The sequence below is a fragment of the Cellulophaga sp. Hel_I_12 genome (genome assembly GCF_000799565.1).
Lineage (GTDB): Bacteria > Bacteroidota > Bacteroidia > Flavobacteriales > Flavobacteriaceae > Cellulophaga.
Window position 1 is genome coordinate 1980833 of record NZ_JUHB01000001.1, and the last position, 20872, is coordinate 2001704.

Below are 20872 nucleotides of genomic sequence, written 5' to 3' on the forward strand. Positions count from 1 at the left end.
TTGTTAGGTGTAGCCAAGAGATTTACATCTTGTTTATAAACTACATGAAAACTATGTTTACTTTTGCACCACGATTAGCAACTATGGATTGGTCAAAAATTTTCAAAATAAAATCATATTTAGACTTTGAACGTATTTCACTTGAAGTTTACCAACACCAATATACGAACAATACAGTGTATCAAGAGTTTTGTGACTACCTCAACAAAACACCAGATACCGTTCAAAAACTAATGCAAATCCCCTTTTTACCAATCGAATTTTTTAAAACGAAAAAAGTAGTCTCCACCAATGCTAAGGCTCAAATACTATTTACCAGTAGTGGCACCACTGGAAGCACCACTAGCACACATTATGTGTCTGATGTTGGGTTGTATGAAGAAAGTTATTTAAGGGGGTTCGATTATTTTTATGGCAACATTCAAGACTATTGTGTATTAGCCCTTTTACCCTCCTATTTAGAACGTGAAGGTTCTTCCTTGATTTATATGGCCGACGATTTAATCAAAAAAAGTCAACATCCGGAAAGTGGATTTTATCTGAATGATATTGAACTATTAGTTAAAAAATTGATTGCCCTAGATCATCAAGGCACTAAAATTATCCTTATCGGTGTATCTTTTGCACTGCTTAATATTGCCGAAAAATATAGCCTCAATTTAAAAAATACGATTATCATGGAAACTGGCGGTATGAAAGGACGAAGAAAAGAAATGATTCGTGAGGAGCTCCATGCCATTCTAAAAAACGGATTTGGCGTACAAAAAATTCATTCGGAATACGGCATGACAGAACTTTTATCTCAAGCCTACTCCAAAGGAAACGGAGTTTTTAATACCCCACCTTGGATGCAGGTTTTAGTGCGTGATACCGAAGATGCGTTGAGTTACCAAACCAATGGAAAAACTGGTGGGATCAATGTTATTGATCTAGCCAATGTCAACTCTTGCTCCTTTATAGCCACCCAAGATTTAGGTAAAAAATTCGATGACGGGAGTTTCGAGATTTTAGGCAGGTTCGACCACTCTGACATACGAGGATGCAACTTAATGGTTTTTTAAAGTTCCGGGAACGCTACAGAACTTAAATTTATCTCAAGCTAAAATTCTAATACACTCGTTTACCCTATAGCTGCAGTAGTACACTGCGTTCCACTGAGAATTCATTGCGTTGGGCTACAAAAAGTCCCGTTCCCTTATTTCACCAGAATCACAAAATAGTTTTTCTTTCCCCGTTGCAAAAGCACAAACTTATTATTGATTAAATCTGCTTTGGTAATTACATAATCTTCCCCAACCTTCTCTTTATTCACCGATATAGAATTTTGTTTTAACTCGCGCCTTGCTTCCCCATTAGATGCTAAAAAGCCTGTTTTTGCCGCTAAGGCAGCAATCATATCTAAACCTTCTTCCACATCTGCCATGGTCACTTCGGCCTGAGGAACGCCTTCAAAAATATCTAAAAAAGTTTTCTCGTTTAACTTTTTTAAGCTTGAGGCAGTCGATTTTCCAAATAAAATTTCACTGGCCTCGACCGCATGATCTAAGTCTTCTTGCGAATGTATCATTACTGTAATTTCATCTGCTAATCGTTTTTGTAAAATTCGCAAATGGGGTGCTTTTTGATGCTCTAAAACCAGGGCAGCTATTTCTTCCTTCCCTAAAAACGTAAATATTTTAATGTACTTTTCGGCATCCTCATCCGAGGTATTTAACCAATATTGGTAAAACTTATAGGGTGATGTTCTTTCAGCATCTAACCAAACATTACCACCTTCGGTTTTCCCGAATTTAGTACCATCTGCCTTAGTAATTAAAGGACAGGTCAAGGCAAACCCTTTACCACCACCAATTCTACGAATTAATTCAGTGCCTGTAGTAATATTTCCCCATTGGTCGCTCCCACCCATTTGCAAGGTGCAGTTATGGGTTCTAAACAAATGTAAAAAATCGTAGCCTTGTACCAATTGATAGGTAAACTCCGTGAACGACATACCCTCTTTAGCCTCTGATGATAAGCGTTTTTTAACCGAGTCTTTAGCCATCATATAATTTACGGTAATGTGCTTGCCCACATCTCGAATGAATTCTAGAAAAGAAAAATCTTTCATCCAGTCGTAATTATTCACTAAAACTGCCGCATTATTTGCGTCGCTTTCAAAATCCAAAAATCGTGAAAGTTGATTTTTTAAAGCTTCTTGATTATGACGTAAACTTTTTTCATCTAACAAATTACGCTCGTTCGATTTTCCAGAAGGGTCGCCAATCATTCCTGTTGCCCCACCTACTAATACATAAGGTTTATGCCCTGCTAATTGAAAATGCCGCAACATCATTACTGCCACCAAATGTCCAATATGTAAAGAATCTGCCGTAGGGTCTATACCCACATAAGCCGATTGCATCTCATTCATTAAATGTTCTTCAGTTCCAGGCATGGCATCGTGCAACATCCCCCGCCATTGTAATTCTGCTACAAAATTAATTTTCATCAGTGCTGTTTTTTAGCTGAATGCAAATATAAAAGAATTGTGTTGTTTAAAGGGGTATAAAAAATGAATAAATACGATACTAATGTGTATTTTTAAACCATGATTTTAGTCACAGGTGGAACAGGTTTAGTAGGTGCTCATCTTTTGTTTGAATTAACGAAAAATGGCTCTGCAGTAAAGGCAATTTGCAGAGCTACAAGTGATGTACAAAAAGTTGAAAAAGTATTCTCCTATTATACAGAAAACTATAAAGAACTGTACCAAAAAATACAATGGATTAATGCTGACCTTACGAATATTCCTGACTTAGAAACTGCTTTTGCAGGCGTTACTTATGTATATCATTGTGCAGCGCTTATATCTTTTGATCCTAAAGATTATGATCAATTACAAAAGGTAAATTGCGAAGGCACCTCTAATATCGTCAATCTTTGTATTGCAAAAAACATAAAAAAACTCTGTTATGTAAGCTCTATTGCCACTATAGGTAAAAACCTAAACCATGAAGCTGTAGATGAAGAAACAGAGTGGACTAAAAAAGATGCTAACGTTTATGCTCTTAGCAAATACGATGCTGAAATGGAGGTTTGGCGTGGCTCGCAGGAAGGGCTAGCGGTAGTGATTTTAAATCCTGGAGTCATTATTGGTCCTGGTTTTTGGGGTACTGGAAGTGGAAAGTTATACACAACGGTCGCGAAAGAACATAGGTACTACCCCCCAAGCGGAACAGGATTTGTTGCCGTAAACGATGTGGTTCAATTATTGGTAATGGCGATGAATTCTAATATAGACAAAGAACGTTTTATTACTATTTCAGAGAATTTGAGTTATAAAGATGTACTAGGTTTAATTGCCCTTGAATTAGGCTTAAAACCACCTACGAAGGCGCTTGCTTTTTGGCAACTCGAAGTGCTATGGCGATTAGATGCTTTACGCTCTTTTTTATTCAAAGGCGAACGAAAAATAAGCCAAAAAATGGTCGCCTCCTTACGAGAAAATAAAGTGTATCGGAATGAAAAAGTAACTAGCACTTTTAATTACAAGTTCCAAGCGCTGCAACCAAGCATTGCTTTTACTAGTGAAAAATTTAAAAAAGAGAAGCTTTAGTTTGTAACTAAACTATCTATGGGTTTTGTTAATTCTTTAACCCGTGCGATACTATCTAATTTTCGTTGTTCTTTTTTAGCATCATCTAATTCTTTCACTTCTGCTTTTAGTCGCGTTTCCGCTTTTTGATAAATTTCTTTATAGATTAGTGGGTTTGATGCATAATAAACATCGCTTTCTACAAATTGCAGACTATCGATATCATGCTTTAGGTAAATATAATTCATGGTTTCAATACCCTGCGTTACAAGCACTTGCTTATTTGTATTTTTAGCCGAAGTTACTATGGCTAAATCATAATAAATAGCTGCCATTTTATCTTTTGGTATTAGGTTTTCGGGTTCTTTTATTAATTTCTCCTTACAAGAAAAAAATAAAATTAAGAATCCCAGAAAGACTATTCTACGCATGAGTTATCGGTTAAACGTTAATCGTTTTGCATTTCTTTTTTCTGAAAAGACACCGTTATCGTATGCCAAATGTCCGTTGACAAAGGTATGCGATATTTTAGAACGAAAGGTGTTTCCTTCAAAAGGCGACCACCCGCATTTATAGGCGATATTTTCTTTACTGACCGTCCATGAATTATCGAGATCTACTACTACTAAATCCGCAAAATAACCTTCACGAATATAGCCTCGTTTTTCTATCTCGAATAAAATAGCAGGATTGTGGCACATTTTTTCTACAATTTTTTCCAAGCTAATCACTCCTTCGTGATATTTTTCAAGCATCGCTGGCAGGGCGTGTTGTACTAAAGGGCCCCCAGAAGGTGCATTGGTATAGGTGTTTTCTTTTTCTTCGATGGTATGTGGGGCGTGGTCGGTAGCCAAAACATCAATACGGTCATCTAAAAAAGCCTTCCATAATTGCGCTCTGTCTTCAGCTGTTTTAACCGCAGGATTCCATTTAATTAAGGTTCCTTTAGTTTCGTAATCTGCATCCGAAAACCATAAATGATGCAGGCAAACCTCAGCGGTAATTTTCTTATCTTTTAATGGAATATCATTTCTAAACAAACTAGTTTCTATACCTGTAGAGAGATGAAAAACATGAAACCTAGCACCTGTTTTTTTTGCTAATTCGATGGCCTTGGATGAAGATAAATAACAAGCCTCAGCACTTCTAATTAACGGATGCGCTGCTATAGGAATAGCATCACCGTAGGTTTCTTTATACGCGGCCATATTGTTACGAATCGTAGTTTCATCCTCACAATGCGCTGAAATGACCATCTCCGTATTTCTGAATATTTTTTCTATCACCTCCTCATTATCCACCAGCATATTCCCTGTTGAAGAGCCCAGAAATAATTTTATTCCTGAACAGGCATTTTTATCAAGCCGTTTTATTTCTTCAAGATTATCATTGGTCCCGCCAAATAAAAAGGAATAATTAGCATAAGAGCTCGCTGCACCTAGCGCATGCTTTTCTTCTAGTTTTGCAATGGTCGTGGTTTGTGGATTGGTGTTGGGCTGCTCCATATAGGTAGTAATTCCACCTGCTATAGCAGCTCTACTTTCGGTAGCAATAGTACCTTTATGCGTTAAACCGGGTTCTCTAAAATGTACCTGATCATCAATGATACCTGGTAGTAAATATTTTCCACGCGCATCAATAACCACGGCAGTAGCATCGGAGATATCCTTAGCGATTTTTACAATGCTATCTTTGTCAATTAAAACATCTCCCTCAATTTGCGAATTCTCATTAACAATTATCGCATTTTTTATTAAAAATCTACTCATTCCTTAAAGTTATTTTTTCGAAAAAAACTCATCCATTTCATTTTTAAGACCCCAAAAACCGCTTCACGAACTATCGATGAATTCATTTTTGATTTTCCCAAAACACGATCTGTAAAAACAATAGGCACCTCAACTATTTTGAATTTTCTGAGGTGGGCTCTAAATTTCATCTCAATTTGAAAAGCATAGCCTACAAAATGGATGGCAGATAAATCTATGGTTTCTAATACGCGTCGTTGGTAACAAATAAACCCTGCGGTTGGGTCATGCACGCGCATGCCGGTAATAATTTTTACGTAAAAGGATGCCCCATACGATAACAAAACACGGTGCAATGGCCAATTGACGACATTTACCCCTTTTATATAGCGAGAACCAATGGCTACGTCGGCTCCATTCACACAGGCTTGGTATAAACGAATTAAATCTGATGGTGTATGCGAAAAATCGGCATCCATTTCAAAAATATAATCGTACTTTTTTTTCATCGCCCAACGAAATCCGTGGATATAGGCGGTACCTAAACCGGCTTTTTCTTTCCGTACTTCAATAAATAAGCGGTCTTTAAATTCGCTTTGCAAACTTCTTACCTTTGATGCTGTCCCGTCAGGAGAGTTATCATCTACAATTAAAACATGAAATTCTTTCTCTAAAACAAAAACCGCACGAACTATCGCCTCTATATTTTCAATCTCGTTGTAGGTAGGAATAATTACTAGACTATCGATCATTAATGTACATCTATAAAACAAAAATAACTTTTTTTATCCTGCTAAAGAAAACCAGCTTTATGTTTTATGTTTTTTTTACACTATGATGCATTTAAATCAGCCTGTGAAACCACTTCATTAAAAGATAAAAAATTACTTAAGGTAGCCTCCAAACACATCATTTAATGATAGGCTATGGGCAATCTATTATAATTTGTAATTTTACCGAAATTAAGAAGTAGATGTCATGTTAAAAACCCCTAAGTTATTTAGCTATTTATTAGTAATTATTTTTATTATTAATCTTATACAGAGCTATTTCACTGATTTAATTTTTGATGAAGCTTATTATTGGCATTATGCCCAAAGTATGGCCTGGGGCTATTTTGATCATCCGCCAATGGTGGCTTTAATGGCTAAAATTAGTAGCTTTTTTTTTGATGGCGAACTGGGGGTTAGGTTTGTCAGCTGTATACTTTCTGTAGGTACTTTATTTTTTTTATGGTTGTTAATTGATAACCCAAAGAAAAAAAACTACGTGCTGCACTTTTTTGTGCTTACTTTCTCTATGACTTTATTGAATGCTTACGGTTTTTTTACACTACCCGACACGCCTTTATTATTCTTTACTGCTGTTTTTTTATACCTCTATAAAAAGTTTATCGCCTCACCTACTCTCTCTATTGCCGTAGTATTAGGACTCAGCATGAGCGCCTTGATGTATAGTAAATACCATGCCGTTTTAGTGATTATTTTTGTATTGCTATCGAACTTAAAACTAGTCACCAATAAGCTTGCTTGGCTCGCTGTTGGGGTTGCTTTGCTTGGGTACTTTCCTCATTTTATGTGGTTGTACGAGAATGACTTTGTTTCGATACAATACCATCTTTTTGAACGTCCCAACAGGGGGTATGATTTTAATGACTTTACACTAGGTTTTTTTCTAAATCTATTAGCGCTTTTTGGCTTTACTTTCTTTTGGATTTACAAGGCACTATTAAAAACAAAACCTACCGATTTATTCCAAAAGGCTTTATTGTTTTTAACCTATGGTACCATCATCTTCTTTTTTATTTCAAGTCTTAACCGGAGAATACAGACCCAATGGATGATTGTCATATCAATTTCGTTGGCGGTTATTGCCTTTAATTATATGTTAGAAAATGAAAATGCCAGAAAATGGATTTTTAGAATGGGTGTGTTAAATATTGTGCTTTTAACATTTGGCCGATTTGCACTTGTTTTTGAAGAAATTTCGCCAATACATTATGAGGCCCATGGGAACCAAGAATGGGCGACAACAATAGCAGAAAAAGTTGGAAAAACACCTGTGGTTTTTGAAAATTCGTACCGAAACGCACCCATGTATGCTTTTTATAGTGGACACATCGCATTTTCTTTAAATAATGTCATGTACCGTCGAAATCAGTATTCTATTGACGATAGTGAAGCTAAAGTTCAACATCAGAAAATAGTATATATTTCAGAATATGCAGAAACCGGTGATATAGCGGTAGACCTGCCCAAACAAAAACATGGCTTTGGTTCGTATATTGAAAATTTTGAATCGTTCAGAAAACTAAGGGTCCTGGTGGAGCAAAAAGAAGTTTCCATAAAAGCAGAAAAAGACATCATGTTTAAGCTTTACAATCCTTATGAAGAAAACATTAGCTTGGAAAAATTAAAATTTACTGTGGCCTATCACAACCAGTATAAAAGACCAGAAGAAATAGTAGCGATTGACGTTATACCACAAAATTTAGCCGCCACAGAATTAAAGGCAAAAGATACCCTGTTTTATAGTTTTAAATTGCCGAAATTTAGCATGAAAAATCCTGGGTATTTTAAGATTGCTATTTCTGAAAATGGCTTGTTCCCTGGTATGAATGGGGACAATATAAAATTAGTAGATTAGAAAATAGCCTAAAATTATTTCAAGAATACTACTTTTAGCGCTTTAAAATTTTTAAAAATGAATAACGCTGTATTACGAACATTAGAAGATATAGACTGGATCACCATAATTCTGGGCTGTAGCGTTTTATTTCTAGTGATAGCCAAGCAATTGTTTTATAGCCGTTTTACCAACTTTATGATCCTCCCTTTTAATAACAAGTACATTTTTATGTATAATAAAAAAGAGAAATTGTTACATTGGTTTACCATTTTGCTTTCTATTTTTCAAATCTTAAATTTTGCCTTATTTATTTATTTGTTAAGTGATATATTTCCGAGCCGTAGTTCTAGCCAAGTGCCCTATTTGTTTTATAGTATTATAGGATTTTTGCTTATTTTTTTTATAAGTAAGGTTTTATTGCAACTAGCAAATGGTCTCATTTTTAATATAAGTGATATCATTAGCGAATACCTCTTTAAAAAAATATCGTATTTAAACTATAGTGGATTGGTCATGTTTATGGCCAACATCTTATTAACTTATGTCTTAAAAGATTCAAAAGCTGTCGTTTACGTAAGTGGATTTTTAATTTTACTCATAAATACGATAGGATTAGTCATTGTATTACGAAATCATCAAAAATTGATAGCCAATAATTTTTTCTATTTTATTTTGTACCTTTGCACACTCGAAATAACACCCTTGGTGCTAATTGGAGATTACTTTAAAGACTGATACCTATGAAAGTAAAAACGATTTTGGTTTCTCAACCAGAACCGAAAATGGAAAACTCTCCGTATTCTCGGCTAATTGATAAAGAAAAAGTAAAGGTAGATTTTAGACCTTTTATTCATGTGGAGGGCGTAGATGCTAAGAATGTCAGGCAGCAAAAAATTGATTTAAACAATTTTACGGCTATCATTTTAACGAGTAGAAATTCTGTTGATCATTTTTTTAGATTAGCTGAAGAAATGCGTTTTAAAGTTCCTGATACTATGAAATATTTTTGTCAGTCTGAAGCCGTTGCTTATTACTTACAGAAGTATGTGGTCTACAGAAAGCGCAAAATTTATGTAGGGAAAATGAATTTTCAAGACCTTACTCCTTTATTCAAAAAATATAAGGAAGAGAAATTTTTACTACCCTCGTCTGATGTTCTAAAACCCATAGTTCCTGAAACTTTAGATGCTTTAGGCGTTAATTGGATTAGAGGCATTTTTTATAAAACAGTCGTGAGTGACCTGTCTGATTTAAAAGATGTGTATTATGATATTTTGGTCTTCTTTAGCCCGTCAGGAATACAGTCTTTACTTAAAAATTTCCCTGATTTTAAACAAAACGAAACAAGAATTGCTGTTTTTGGTAACTCTACCGTTAACGCAGCTACCGAAGCTGGTTTAAGAATTGATATCAAGGCACCTACGCCTGAAACACCTTCAATGACTATGGCCTTACAAAAATACATTACAAGCGCTAATAAAAAATAAGATTGTAGTTGACATAAAAATGCCTCTTTTTTCAAGAGGCTTTTTTATGTCAATGAAGATACATGTGCCAAGATATACTTGTATTTATTTACGCTTATGTTTGGGTTCCCAAATCAGTCTCACAAAAGAGCTTAATCTTTCATTTTCCCTACTCACAGGAATTCCTGCTACGATTCCTATTAATAAGTTCTCGGCAATTCCTAAGCGCATTTGAGGACGCAAAGTCATATCAAAATCATTTTGATCAAAGGTTTTGTTCAATTCAACACCAATAAAATTTCGCGTACCGGATATCATATAATGAAAACTTGTGTTGACATCATAGGTGGTGTGTACTTTATTTGAACTAAAATGCTGTTCCAACTTTGGCCCGGTATATATCAAGGAATGAAAATTGCTTCCCCAACGCTTGGCCACTACAAAAAATGGATTATACACATTTCCTTTTATAAATGGGTCTCCGAAATTTCTAAAATCAGACAGTTCAAACTCATTGATGTAACCAATTGCCATTGACATCGCCATTGGCGCATTCACAAAGAAGGTCCATTGCGTAGCTATTTTGATGCTGTTTAATTGATTTGAAGGAACTGAGCCTAATTCCGTTTCAAGAGCGCGTGTATAAAAGGTAAAGGGTAATTCAACTTCAAAACCTAGTCTATCAATAGGTGCCCATTCATACTCTACTAGGGCTTCATAAGAATCAAATCTTAAGTTATCTGTTAAACCTAAGCCTACATTCCACTCTTTCTCTCCTTTTCTTGCACCTAAATCACGTATCAGGTCGATGTAAAGCGGTTCGGCGTGTAACACTTTATCGGGTTCTTGGTAGTCTTCTACGTGTTGAATATAAAGGCTATCTTTTTCTGAATTAGTAATTTGTGCAGCTGCATAAGAGCAGGATACCAATAGCATAAATACTATTAATGATGTTTTTATGTACATTTTTGATTTGTTTTTTAAGAATAATAAAATTATCCCAGCACTATTTTAGTTGCGGGAAGTAGTCAAGTCGTAAAAACAAATCAATTCTTGGGCGGAGGAGTATCTAGTTTTCCAAATCCTTTCACCAGATTAGTGTTATAATCCGTAAAGTTTTGCACTGTTAGTGCATCGTTTTCTTTATGTAAAATTGAATATATAAGGTAATGATGAATTAAATCAATTTTAATAGTCGTTTTTGTGATAGGCTCGTCTGTATCACTGTCATCATATTCTTCTATAGCATTTTCATATCCTAAAACAAGTTCAACGACCATTTCAATAATACTTTCTTGGTCATTGATCGATAAATCTTCAGGAATGTTTAAGGGGTTATGATCTACTGTATCAACACTGATGTTGAGCAGATAAAGCCCCATTAGTCCCCAAAGGATTTTAATAAATAAATTATTTTTTATTTTACGAATCAATACTCAAAATTAAAATTCTTTTGTCCCTATGCTTTAGGCAAAGAAAACAACGGGCTAAAAAAATATTCCAAAATCAAAAATACCAACTTTTTTAAAACAAAAAACAAAAAGATTTGCCAAAAAAAAAGCCTCTTTTTTAAGAGGCTTTTTTTAATTAAAATCCGTAACGCTGCGGACCGCCACGTCTTATTTCTTCACTCGCATAAGCTTCGAACTTTTTAAAGTTTTCACGGAATGCGTTTGATAATTTAAAGGCTGTCGTATAATACTTTTCATCGTCATTCCAAGTGGCTCTCGGACTTAAAACTTCCGTTGGCACTCCTGGACATTCTCTTGGTTGCGCTACTCCAAAAACAGAATGTATACTATAGGTGTCATAGGAATAGGGGCCTAAATCACCATTTAGTACTGCAGTAATCATGGCGCGCGTATATTTTAATTTCATACGCGTACCTACACCATAAGGACCACCGGTCCATCCTGTATTTATTAACCAAACATTCACGCCTGCTTCCTGCATTTTTTTACTTAACATTTCAGCGTATTTTGCCGGATGTAATGGCATAAAAGGTGCTCCAAAACAAGCAGAAAAATTAGGAGTTGGCTCTACAACACCTGCTTCTGTACCGGCTACTTTAGCCGTATAACCTGAAATAAAATGATATGCCGCTTGACTAGGTGTTAACTTTGAGATAGGAGGCAGAACGCCAAAAGCATCTGCCGTTAAGAAAAATATGTTTTTAGGGTTTTTCCCGATAGAGGGTTCCTGAATATTGTCGATATGGTAAATGGGGTAACTCACCCTAGTGTTTTGAGTGATGCTCGTATCTTCAAAATCAACCACACCTTGAGCGTTCATGATAACGTTTTCTAACAAGGCACCTTTTTTAATCGCCCCGTAAATTTCAGGCTCGTTTTCTGCTGATAGATTAATTACTTTTGCGTAACAACCACCTTCAAAATTAAAAACGGTGTTTTCATTGGTCCATCCATGTTCATCATCACCAATTAATTTTCTGTTAGGATCCGCTGATAAGGTTGTTTTTCCAGTTCCTGATAAGCCAAAGAAAATAGCCGTATCACCGTCTTTACCAACGTTTGCCGAACAATGCATCGGCAAGGTGTTTTTATACACCGGTAAAATAAAGTTTAAGGCAGAAAAAATTCCTTTTTTAATTTCTCCTGTATATCCTGTACCTCCAATTAAAGCAATTTTTTTTGAAAAATTTAAAATCGCAAAGTTATGCTGCCGCGTACCATCGATTGCTGCATCTGCCATAAAACCCGGCGCATTTATCACTGTCCATTCTGGATCAAAACCAACCAAATCCTCATCTGTTGGCCTTAAAAACATATTATAGGCAAACATATTAGACCATGGATATTCATTGATGACGCGGATATTTAATTTATAGGCTGGATCTGCACAGGCATAACAATCACGTACAAAGAGTTCTTTTTCATTGAGATAGGCAATTACTTTATCATAAAGCGCATCAAATGCCTTTGGTTCAAATGGGATATTAATATTTCCCCACCAAACTTTGTCTTCGGTTATTTCGTCTTTTACAATAAAGCGATCCATCGGAGATCTGCCCGTAAATTCTCCGGTATCGACAGCTAAAGCTCCTGTAGAAGCCTCTTTTCCCATTCCTTTTTCTACAGTAATTTGATGCAGTTCATTAGGAGTTAATTGATACTGAATTTTGTCGGTATGAATACCATAATCAGATAACGAAATCGTTTTCGCGACTTTACTCATGTCTTAGAAGATTTATAAGTTGTAATGGGTCAAAATTATTGAATTTATAATTGATACCATATTTTTTTCGTTAATATCTATTTAAAATCTTTTAAACAACGGATTCCTAGTAGCGCCCAACCGGCAATTAAAAGCGTTCCACCAATCGGTGTAATTAGTCCAATAACCTTAAAATCAAAACTTGTTAATGCATTTGTTGCTAAAGCATAAATCGAAAATGAAAACAACACCACCCCTATAGTAAGCATCCAATACACCAGTTTTTTACTTTTTTCTGGTATTTTCGTAAGCCCGCCTAAGACCAATAATAAAAGTGCGTGATACATTTGATACGTAACACCAGTTTTAAAAGTCTCCATAGCTTCAGTGCTTATTAAATTTTTTAAACCATGCGAGGCAAAAGCCCCTAAAATAACGGCTACTATTCCAAAGAAAATTCCAGTGCTAAAAATTGTTTTGTTCATAACTAAAATGATTGTTATTTTTACAAATATAACAATTGTTGCTTTTTTTATTTTAATTGATTTCTCTTATAAAGATACAAAACTATGCTAAGAAACATACTCATCATTGGTGCAGGAAAATCAACTTCTTACCTATTAGATTATTTTTTTGAGAAAGCAGAGCAAGAGCAGTTGCAGTTAACCATAGCGGATGTAAATACCGATACCATTCCTGTAAAGTTTAAGCAGCACCCTAATTTTGAAGTGGTTTGTTTAGATATTTTTAATACCCCTGACCGACAAAAACTAATTCAAAAAGCAGCTATAGTGATATCGATGCTTCCTGCGAGTTTGCATATGAATGTCGCAAAAGATTGCATTGCATTTAGCAAACATTTAGTAACAGCTTCTTATGTGAGTGATGAAATACAAGGTTTAGATCAACAAGCAAAAGATAAAGGTTTAGTCTTTATGAATGAAATTGGTCTCGATCCAGGTGTGGATCATATGAGCGCCATAAAAATCATCAATAAAATTAAAGAAAAAGGAGGTAAATTACTCTTGTTCGAATCTTCTACTGGTGGTTTAGTCGCTCCGGAAAGTGATACCAACTTGTGGAATTATAAGTTTACTTGGAACCCAAGAAATGTCGTAGTTGCTGGTCAAGGAGGTACTGCTAAATTTATTCAAGAAGGCACCTATAAATATATACCCTATCATAAATTATTTAGAAGAACAGAATTTATAAGCATTGAAGGCTATGGAAAGTTTGAAATTTATGCGAATCGCGATTCTTTAAAATATAGAGAAGCGTATGGCCTGTCTAACGTATTAACCTTGTACAGAGGAACGATACGGCGTGTTGGTTTTTCTAAGGCGTGGAATATGTTTGTACAACTTGGACTTACCGATGATAGCTATACTATTGAGAATTCTGAAGGGATGAGCTATAGAGAATTTGTAAATCATTTTCTACCCTACTCCCCAACAGATAGTGTAGAACTAAAACTGCGCTATTACCTTAAAATTGATCAGGATGATGTGATGTGGGAAAAACTGCTCGAATTAAATTTATTTGATGCGAATAAAAAAATAACTTTAAAAAATGCAACCCCTGCTCAAATTCTACAAAAAATATTAGAAGATAGTTGGACTTTAGCGGACACCGATAAAGATATGATTGTCATGTATCATAAATTTGGATACGAGTTGAAAGGTGAAAAGAAACAAATAGACTCACATATGGTTGTTATTGGCGAAAACAGAACCCATACCGCAATGGCAAAAACCGTCGGCCTTCCTGTTGCTATCGCCACCTTACTCATCCTCAATAAAAAAATAACAACGGCTGGTGTTCAAATTCCGCTTCATAAAGAGGTTTATGAACCTATTCTTGACGAATTAACGAACTACGGGGTTGTTTTTAAAGAAATTGAAGTTCCTTATTTGGGATATAATCCAGAATCGGTAGCAGGTTAAATTTTTATACCATTTTAAGAAATATCCTTCCTAATTAAAACAAATTAGCTATATTTAATTTTAAATGAAATATATTCTGTGTTTTTAACTACCATATGCACTATTTAAATTCTAATTTGGGAATTTAAACGTTATAATAGGGCATTCAAAACGTATCCTATGCAGCACTTTTTACTTTGAAAAAAAGCTCTCTGTTTTTTTGATGTATAAAGGAAAAAATACTTGCGCTGACATGTACATAGCTACTAAAAAAGAGGAACCATAAAAAATGAAGTCTACCAAAGAAAATGTCAAGATTGACGGTATCGATAAGAAAATTTTACGCTTTTTAATGTCTGATGCGCGTAAACCTGTTTTAGAAATTGCGCGAAATATTGGAATTTCGGGAGCAGCCATTCATCAGCGACTTAGAAAATTAGAAAATTCTGGCTTAATTGTAGGTTCTAAATTTATGATCAATCCAAAAGCATTAGGCTATTCTACCATGGCCTATGTAGGTATTTATTTGGATAAAGCTATGAGTAACCCACTCGCTGTAAAAGAGCTAGAAAAAATTCCTGAAGTATTAGAATGTCACTATACCACAGGAAATTGGTCTATTTTAATCAAAGTATTGTGTCGAGACAATGAGCATTTAATGCAGGTGCTCAATAATAATATTCAGCAAATAGGTGGCGTATCAAGAACCGAAACCTTTATATCTCTCGATCAACAAATAGAACGGCAGATTACCATTTAATAAACGCCATAAAGTGCCGTAAGTATAGCTGCCGCTAAAGCACACAAGGATATTATTTGTAATCACCTAGTAAAAAAAAAGAACTCTTGTTTTTAGAGTTCTTTCTTTTATAGCTATATTATCAACTTGTTTTTATTAATCCCTACTACCTCCAAATACTTGGATAGCCCAATAGGCCAGGGTCGCTAAAGATCCAATAGCAGCCACCAAATAGGTTCTTGCCGCCCATTTTAAAGCATCTTCTGAACCTTTATATTCTTCGGGCGTCACTATATTTTTAGCCTTTAACCATGCTAAAGCTCTGTTACTCGCGTCATATTCTACAGGCAAAGTAATAAAACTAAAAAGTGTAGCCATACCCATCATTATAAGCCCAGCAATTGCGACATAATAGCCTAAGCCAACACCTGCGGCGGCGCCTAACATAAGTCCGCCAAAAACAACCCACATAGACATGCTAGAAGTAATACTCACTATGGGTACCAATTTAGAACGCAGGGTTAACCATTCATAAGCCTGTGCATGCTGTACAGCGTGACCTACTTCATGAGCTGAAACAGCGGCAGCCGAAGCATTTCTTTGATTATAAACCCCTTCACTTAAATTCACTGTTTTGTTAGCAGGATTGTAATGATCGGTCAACATTCCGGCTGTGGAAATCACTTTTACGTCACGAATACCATGATCTGACAACATCTTTTCTGCTATTTCAGCACCACTCATGCCATTTCGCAAATGAACTTGAGAATAATGCTTAAACTTACTTTTTAATTTGTTACTCACCAACCAACTTACTAGGGCAATTCCCCCTATCAATATCCAATATATCATCATAATTTTATCGCTTTAAAAAAATAAATATAGTAAAGTTTTTCATTTTGCTTACTATCTCTTAACAGTATATAAACAAAAATCCCGCCAAATTTTCCAATCTAAAAAAAAGGAAAATTTGTCAGGATTTTATTCCGGCATTCAACTAAAAGTTACACTTTTAGGATACCCAATCGAAAGCTTCTATAATTTCTTTATAAACTACTTCTCCTTCAGATATATTCAACCCCTTTTGTAGTCCTGGATCAGAAGCTAAGGCCTTTTTCCATCCCATATTGGCTATTTTAATAGCGTAAGCCGTAGTCACGTTAGTTAATGCTAAAGTTGACGTGTAGGGCACTGCACCTGGCATATTCGCCACAGAATAATGTACTATTTCATCAATAATATAAATAGGATCTTCATGGGTTGTAGGCCTTGTTGTTTCTACACAACCACCTTGATCAACTGCCACATCTACGATTACAGCACCTGACTTCATGGTTTTAAGCATGTCACGTGTAATTAGGTTTGGTGCTTTTTTACCTTTTAGTAAAACACCACCTATAATTAAATCATGCGTTTGTACATGTGCTCTAATATTGTATTCATTTGAAAATTCAGTTACACAATTCGCAGGTAACACGTCGTTGGCGTAACGTAAACGCTTCATATCTATATCTAAAATAGTTACTTGAGCCCCTAAACCTGCAGCCATTTTAGCGGCTTGCATACCAACAACACCCGCTCCTAAAATCAACACTTTACCTGGTGATACCCCTGGTACACCGCCTAACAATAACCCACGGCCTTTTACGGGCTTCTCTAGGTATTTGGCTCCTTGTTGTACTGACATTCTTCCTGCCACCTCAGACATTGGTGTTAATAAAGGCAAACCACCTTCTTTATCTTCAACCGTTTCATAAGCAATACATACTGAACCACTCTCTATCATCGCCTTTGTTAAGGGCTCGCTTGATGCAAAATGAAAATAGGTAAATACTATTTGTCCCTTTTTTATTAAGCTATACTCTTCCTGTATGGGCTCCTTTACCTTGACAATCATTTCGGCTATAGCATAGACCTCTTCTATAGTTTCTAAAATTACCGCTCCAGCTTCAATATAAGCTTCATCTAAAAAACCACTATTGTCGCCAGCGGTCGATTGCACATATACTTGGTGATTGTTTTTAATTAATTCGTAAACACCACCTGGAGTCATGCCTACACGACTCTCATTGTTTTTAATTTCTTTAGGAATACCTACTATCATACCTTGCTATTTTTTAATTTATTTCTTCGATTGACTTACTAGGGTCAAATTTTTAGTATCACGACGTCTCAAAACTATTCGTAAAAGCCAGAAAAAGCTATAGTTTTTCTACGCTAATGCCTATTTATTTAGTCCCTCCAAAATTGCTACAAATAGTTATAATAAAAAAACAATACGTCGTAAAATTGTCTCAGTTTAACTAATAATCAGTCTTTTAACACTAAGTACAACATTGCTTTACTTAAATATTAAAATGCTTGCTTTTAATTTATGAATATCAACAAAACATTAGTTCCTTGATACCCTACTCCACAAGGCCTACACACCTAAATGCATATGCAATGCCTTACCAATATTAGCCTACAATATTTATAATTTTACCCGGAATAATAATAAGTTTTTTAGGCGTTCTCCCGTCTAATTGTTGTTGTGTTTTTTCGTGAGCCATCACGGCTTCTTCTATTTGTTCTTTAGAAAAATCCATAGGCAGCTCTAGTTTAAAACGCATTTTACCATTAAAAGAGACCGGATATTCCTTACTGCTTTCTACCAAATATTGACCATCAAATTTTGGAAAAGGAGCCCTTGAAATAGATTCGGTATACCCCAATTTACGCCACAATTCTTCGGCTATATGGGGTGCGTAAGGCGAAATTAAAATAAGTAAATTTTCTAATATTTCTCTGTTGGTACATTTTTGAGCAGAAAGTTCATTCACGGCTATCATAAAGGTAGAAACCGAAGTGTTAAAAGAGAAATTCTCTATGTCTTCTGCTACTTTTTTGATGGTTTTGTGTAAAGTTTTAAGAGCCTCTCCCAAGCCCTCTGAAGGGGAGGAGCTTGTTACGTGAAATGCATTATCTGGACCTGTATGATACAAACGCCACAATTTCTTTAAGAAACCATGTGTACCCGTAATACCCGCAGTATTCCATGGTTTTGATTGCTCTAATGGCCCTAAAAACATTTCATACAAACGCAAACTGTCAGCGCCGTATTCTTTGCAAATAGCATCAGGACTTACCACATTGTACTTAGATTTCGACATTTTTTCAATTTCCCTACTAACCTTAAAAGTACCGTCTTGTTCTTTTACAAAAACAGCATCCTTATATTCTGGTCGCCAATTTATGAATGCCTCAATATCTAATTCATCAGATGCGTTTACAAAGTGGACGTCTGCATGTATTTTCTGCAAAGCATCATAATTTTCAGATTTTAAATCGCCATCGAAATCAGCAGAAACGTGGTAATTCCCCAAATCATCAGCTCTGTCTTTGGAAACAAAAGTTAATTTTCCATCAATCTTAGTTCTATAAACAAACGCACTAGTCCCGGTAATCATCCCTTGATTAATCAGTTTTTTGGCGAATTCATCTTTAGGAACAAGGCCTTTATCAAACAAGAATTTCTGCCAAAAACGGGCATATAATAAATGCCCCGTAGCGTGTTCACTGCCACCTATATATAAATCTACATCTTGCCAGTAATCAATCGCTTCTTTGGAAAAGATTTCGTTTTTAGTATTCGGGTCCATGTAGCGGTTAAAGTAGAAACTACTCCCAGCCCAACCCGGCATGGTATTTAATTCTAAGGGGAAAATGATTTTATGATCTATTAAATCGGTACTCACCACTTCATGGCTTTCTGTATTCCAAGCCCAAACATCGGCATTCCCTAATGGGGGCTCACCTGTTTCGGTAGGTAAATATTTCTCTACTTCTGGTAATTTTATAGGTAAATGTTTTGCATCAATCATTTGCGGCATTCCATTTACATAATACACTGGGAACGGTTCTCCCCAATACCTTTGGCGACTAAAAACAGCATCGCGCAAACGGTAGTTTATTTTACCTTGTCCTTGTCCTAAAGTTTCTAAGGATTTAATCGCAGTATCACTGGCTTCTTTGTAGCCCAATCCGTCTAAAAAGTCAGAGTTGCTGATGATGGTCTTTTCTTTATCTGCATAGGCTTCCTGAGAAATGTCGACATCTTTGAAAATATTAGGAATTGGAATATTAAAATGTTTTGCAAAATCGTAATCGCGTTGATCGCCACAAGGAACAGACATTACTGCACCCGTTCCATAGCCTGCCAAGACATAATCACCTATCCAAATAGGAATAGGCTCTTTGGTAAACGGATGTTCCGCATAAGCCCCTGTAAAAGCACCAGAAATGGTTTTTACATCAGCCATTCTATCGCGCTCGCTGCGTTTTGCCGTGGCTTCTACATAGGCGTTCACTTCTGCCTTTTGTGCTGGAGTTGTGATTGTAGTCACCAATTCATGCTCTGGGGCAAGTGTCATAAATGAAACTCCGAAAATGGTATCAGGTCTTGTCGTGAAAACTTCAATGCCTAATTCTGAATTTAAAATTCTGAATTCTACCTGCGCTCCTTTACTCCTTCCAATCCAATTGGTTTGAGAATCTTTTAAAGGCTGTGGCCAGTCTATTTTAGCTAAATCATCTAACAAGCGTTGTGCATAGGCCGAAATACGCATACTCCATTGGGTCATTTTTTTACGAATCACGGTATGCCCACCACGTTCAGAAACCCCGTTGACGATTTCATCATTCGCTAAAACAGTACCTAAAGCAGGGCACCAATTTACTTCAGTTTCGGCTAAGTAGGTTAATCGGTATTGTAACAGTATTTCTTGTTGTTTTTTGGTGTCAAAAGCATTCCACTCATTTGCCGAAAAAATTTCAATCGTATCGTCGGCAGCGGCTTGTACTGCTTGATTTCCATCTTTTTCAAAAATTGCAATCAACGTAGCTACATCTTCTGCCTTATCAATATTTTTATTGTACCACGAGTTAAATAGTTGAATAAAAATCCATTGTGTCCATTTATAATAGTCAGGATTAGAGGTACGCACTTCGCGACTCCAATCAAAAGAAAATCCAATTTTGTCGAGCTGTTTTCTGTAGCCTTTGATGATGTTTTCTTGATAATTTTCATCCTTAATAAATGTTGCTTCGTTCTTATCGATTAAAGCTTCATTTTTTATGCTACCGTCTGCATTTACGTATTTTGGCATTATGTTACCATCGGCATCTAAACAACCATCAATATTAATAGAGGTCGTCACTGCCGGGTGCAAGCCTGTTTGTATCGCGTATTGTTCCGCAGGTAAACCAAAAGAGTCATAACCCATTGGGTGCAGCACATTAAACCCTTTGTGCCTTTTGTAGCGCGCATAAATATCACTAGCAATATACCCTAATGGATGCCCAACGTGTAAACCTGCTCCAGACGGATAAGGAAACATATCTAACACATAAAATTTTTCTTTATCAGAATTGTTGTCAGCTTGAAAGATTTTATTGTCTGACCAATATTTTTGCCATTTGGCTTCAATTTCGGTGAAATTGTAGTTCATCGTGAATAGTTTGTAGTACCGTAGTCGGTTTTTATGCCTTGCAAAAATAAGTTTAATATAGCAAAGGCGAAAAAGATTATGTAACTATCCCAAAAACTATAAAACCAACTTAATCAACGATAAAACAAG

General features: G+C 35.8%; 18 protein-coding genes. 7 read left to right on the plus strand and 11 right to left on the minus strand.

The window, feature by feature from the left end; translation table 11 throughout:
• Positions 1-44: 44 nt before the first annotated feature.
• Entirely contained in the window at positions 45-1061 is a 1017-nt protein-coding gene (locus GQ45_RS08775; RefSeq protein ID WP_369798286.1) for an acyl transferase, read from the plus strand.
• 134 nt (positions 1062-1195) lie between these two features.
• Here GQ45_RS08775 and tyrS read toward each other — a convergent pair whose 3' ends face one another.
• Positions 1196-2491, minus strand: coding sequence for a tyrosine--tRNA ligase (tyrS, locus tag GQ45_RS08780; RefSeq protein ID WP_047416824.1), 1296 nt, complete (start codon positions 2489-2491; stop codon positions 1196-1198).
• Between the two features lie 99 nt (positions 2492-2590).
• Between tyrS and GQ45_RS08785 the strand changes: the two genes are divergently transcribed.
• Complete coding sequence (locus GQ45_RS08785) at positions 2591-3598, plus strand: NAD-dependent epimerase/dehydratase family protein (protein ID WP_047416828.1); 1008 nt, start codon at positions 2591-2593, stop codon at positions 3596-3598.
• On the opposite strand, the gene GQ45_RS08790 is transcribed toward GQ45_RS08785, so the two are convergent.
• Genes GQ45_RS08790 through GQ45_RS08800 form a run of 3 tightly spaced genes read right to left on the minus strand, consistent with a single transcriptional unit; the run spans position 3595 to position 6077 of the window.
• Positions 3595-4008: a DUF4296 domain-containing protein gene (locus tag GQ45_RS08790; protein ID WP_052188172.1), complete on the minus strand. Its 414-nt coding sequence runs from the start codon at positions 4006-4008 to the stop codon at positions 3595-3597. The two genes, GQ45_RS08785 and GQ45_RS08790, sit on opposite strands and share 4 nt — an antisense overlap.
• A gap of 3 nt (positions 4009-4011) precedes the next feature.
• On the minus strand, positions 4012-5346 hold the full coding sequence (locus GQ45_RS08795) for a dihydroorotase (RefSeq protein ID WP_047416831.1): 1335 nt from the start codon (positions 5344-5346) through the stop codon (positions 4012-4014).
• On the minus strand, positions 5343-6077 hold the full coding sequence (locus GQ45_RS08800) for a polyprenol monophosphomannose synthase (RefSeq protein ID WP_047416833.1): 735 nt from the start codon (positions 6075-6077) through the stop codon (positions 5343-5345). The genes GQ45_RS08795 and GQ45_RS08800 overlap by 4 nt, the downstream gene beginning before the upstream one ends.
• Before the next feature lie 226 nt (positions 6078-6303).
• On the opposite strand from GQ45_RS08800, the gene GQ45_RS08805 reads away from it, so the two are divergent.
• From GQ45_RS08805 to GQ45_RS08815, 3 genes are read left to right on the plus strand one after another with little or no spacing between them, the layout of a single operon-like run.
• A complete protein-coding gene (locus tag GQ45_RS08805; protein WP_047416836.1) occupies positions 6304-7971 on the plus strand; it encodes a glycosyltransferase family 39 protein in 1668 nt (555 codons plus the stop codon).
• A 57-nt stretch (positions 7972-8028) separates the two neighbouring features.
• Positions 8029-8688 carry a DUF4271 domain-containing protein gene (locus GQ45_RS08810; RefSeq protein ID WP_047416839.1) on the plus strand — a complete coding sequence of 220 codons (660 nt, stop codon included), beginning with the start codon at positions 8029-8031 and terminating at the stop codon, positions 8686-8688.
• A gap of 5 nt (positions 8689-8693) precedes the next feature.
• Entirely contained in the window at positions 8694-9440 is a 747-nt protein-coding gene (locus GQ45_RS08815) for a uroporphyrinogen-III synthase (RefSeq protein WP_047416842.1), read from the plus strand.
• Between the two features lie 84 nt (positions 9441-9524).
• Here the strand turns inward: GQ45_RS08815 and GQ45_RS08820 are convergent, their stop codons facing one another.
• The 4 genes from GQ45_RS08820 to GQ45_RS08835 all read right to left on the minus strand — a co-directional run bounded on the left by GQ45_RS08820 (position 9525) and on the right by GQ45_RS08835 (position 13078).
• Positions 9525-10385 (minus strand): HAEPLYID family protein, encoded by an 861-nt coding sequence (locus GQ45_RS08820; protein ID WP_047416843.1) that lies wholly within the window; start codon positions 10383-10385, stop codon positions 9525-9527.
• 80 nt (positions 10386-10465) lie between these two features.
• The gene (locus tag GQ45_RS08825; RefSeq protein ID WP_231555175.1) at positions 10466-10801 is read right to left on the minus strand and encodes a hypothetical protein; all 336 of its coding nucleotides are present in this window, start codon (positions 10799-10801) and stop codon (positions 10466-10468) included.
• A 205-nt stretch (positions 10802-11006) separates the two neighbouring features.
• Positions 11007-12614 carry a phosphoenolpyruvate carboxykinase (ATP) gene (pckA, locus tag GQ45_RS08830; protein ID WP_047416847.1) on the minus strand — a complete coding sequence of 536 codons (1608 nt, stop codon included), beginning with the start codon at positions 12612-12614 and terminating at the stop codon, positions 11007-11009.
• 77 nt (positions 12615-12691) lie between these two features.
• Positions 12692-13078, minus strand: coding sequence for a DUF423 domain-containing protein (locus GQ45_RS08835; protein ID WP_047416850.1), 387 nt, complete (start codon positions 13076-13078; stop codon positions 12692-12694).
• A gap of 84 nt (positions 13079-13162) precedes the next feature.
• Here GQ45_RS08835 and GQ45_RS08840 point away from each other — a divergent pair, with 84 nt between their 5' ends.
• Both GQ45_RS08840 and GQ45_RS08845 read left to right on the plus strand, forming a co-directional pair.
• Positions 13163-14536, plus strand: a complete 1374-nt coding sequence (locus GQ45_RS08840) for a saccharopine dehydrogenase family protein (protein ID WP_047416851.1) — start codon at positions 13163-13165, stop codon at positions 14534-14536.
• Positions 14537-14804: 268 nt separating this feature from the next.
• Entirely contained in the window at positions 14805-15275 is a 471-nt protein-coding gene (locus GQ45_RS08845) for an Lrp/AsnC ligand binding domain-containing protein (RefSeq protein ID WP_047416854.1), read from the plus strand.
• 135 nt (positions 15276-15410) lie between these two features.
• On the opposite strand, the gene GQ45_RS08850 is transcribed toward GQ45_RS08845, so the two are convergent.
• The 3 genes from GQ45_RS08850 to GQ45_RS08860 form a co-directional block, all read right to left on the minus strand.
• Complete coding sequence (locus tag GQ45_RS08850; RefSeq protein WP_047416856.1) at positions 15411-16109, minus strand: zinc metallopeptidase; 699 nt, start codon at positions 16107-16109, stop codon at positions 15411-15413.
• A gap of 157 nt (positions 16110-16266) precedes the next feature.
• The gene (gene ald, locus GQ45_RS08855; protein ID WP_047416859.1) at positions 16267-17358 is read right to left on the minus strand and encodes an alanine dehydrogenase; all 1092 of its coding nucleotides are present in this window, start codon (positions 17356-17358) and stop codon (positions 16267-16269) included.
• A gap of 355 nt (positions 17359-17713) precedes the next feature.
• Entirely contained in the window at positions 17714-20743 is a 3030-nt protein-coding gene (locus GQ45_RS08860) for a leucine--tRNA ligase (RefSeq protein ID WP_047416862.1), read from the minus strand.
• Between the last annotated feature and the right edge of the window lie 129 nt (positions 20744-20872).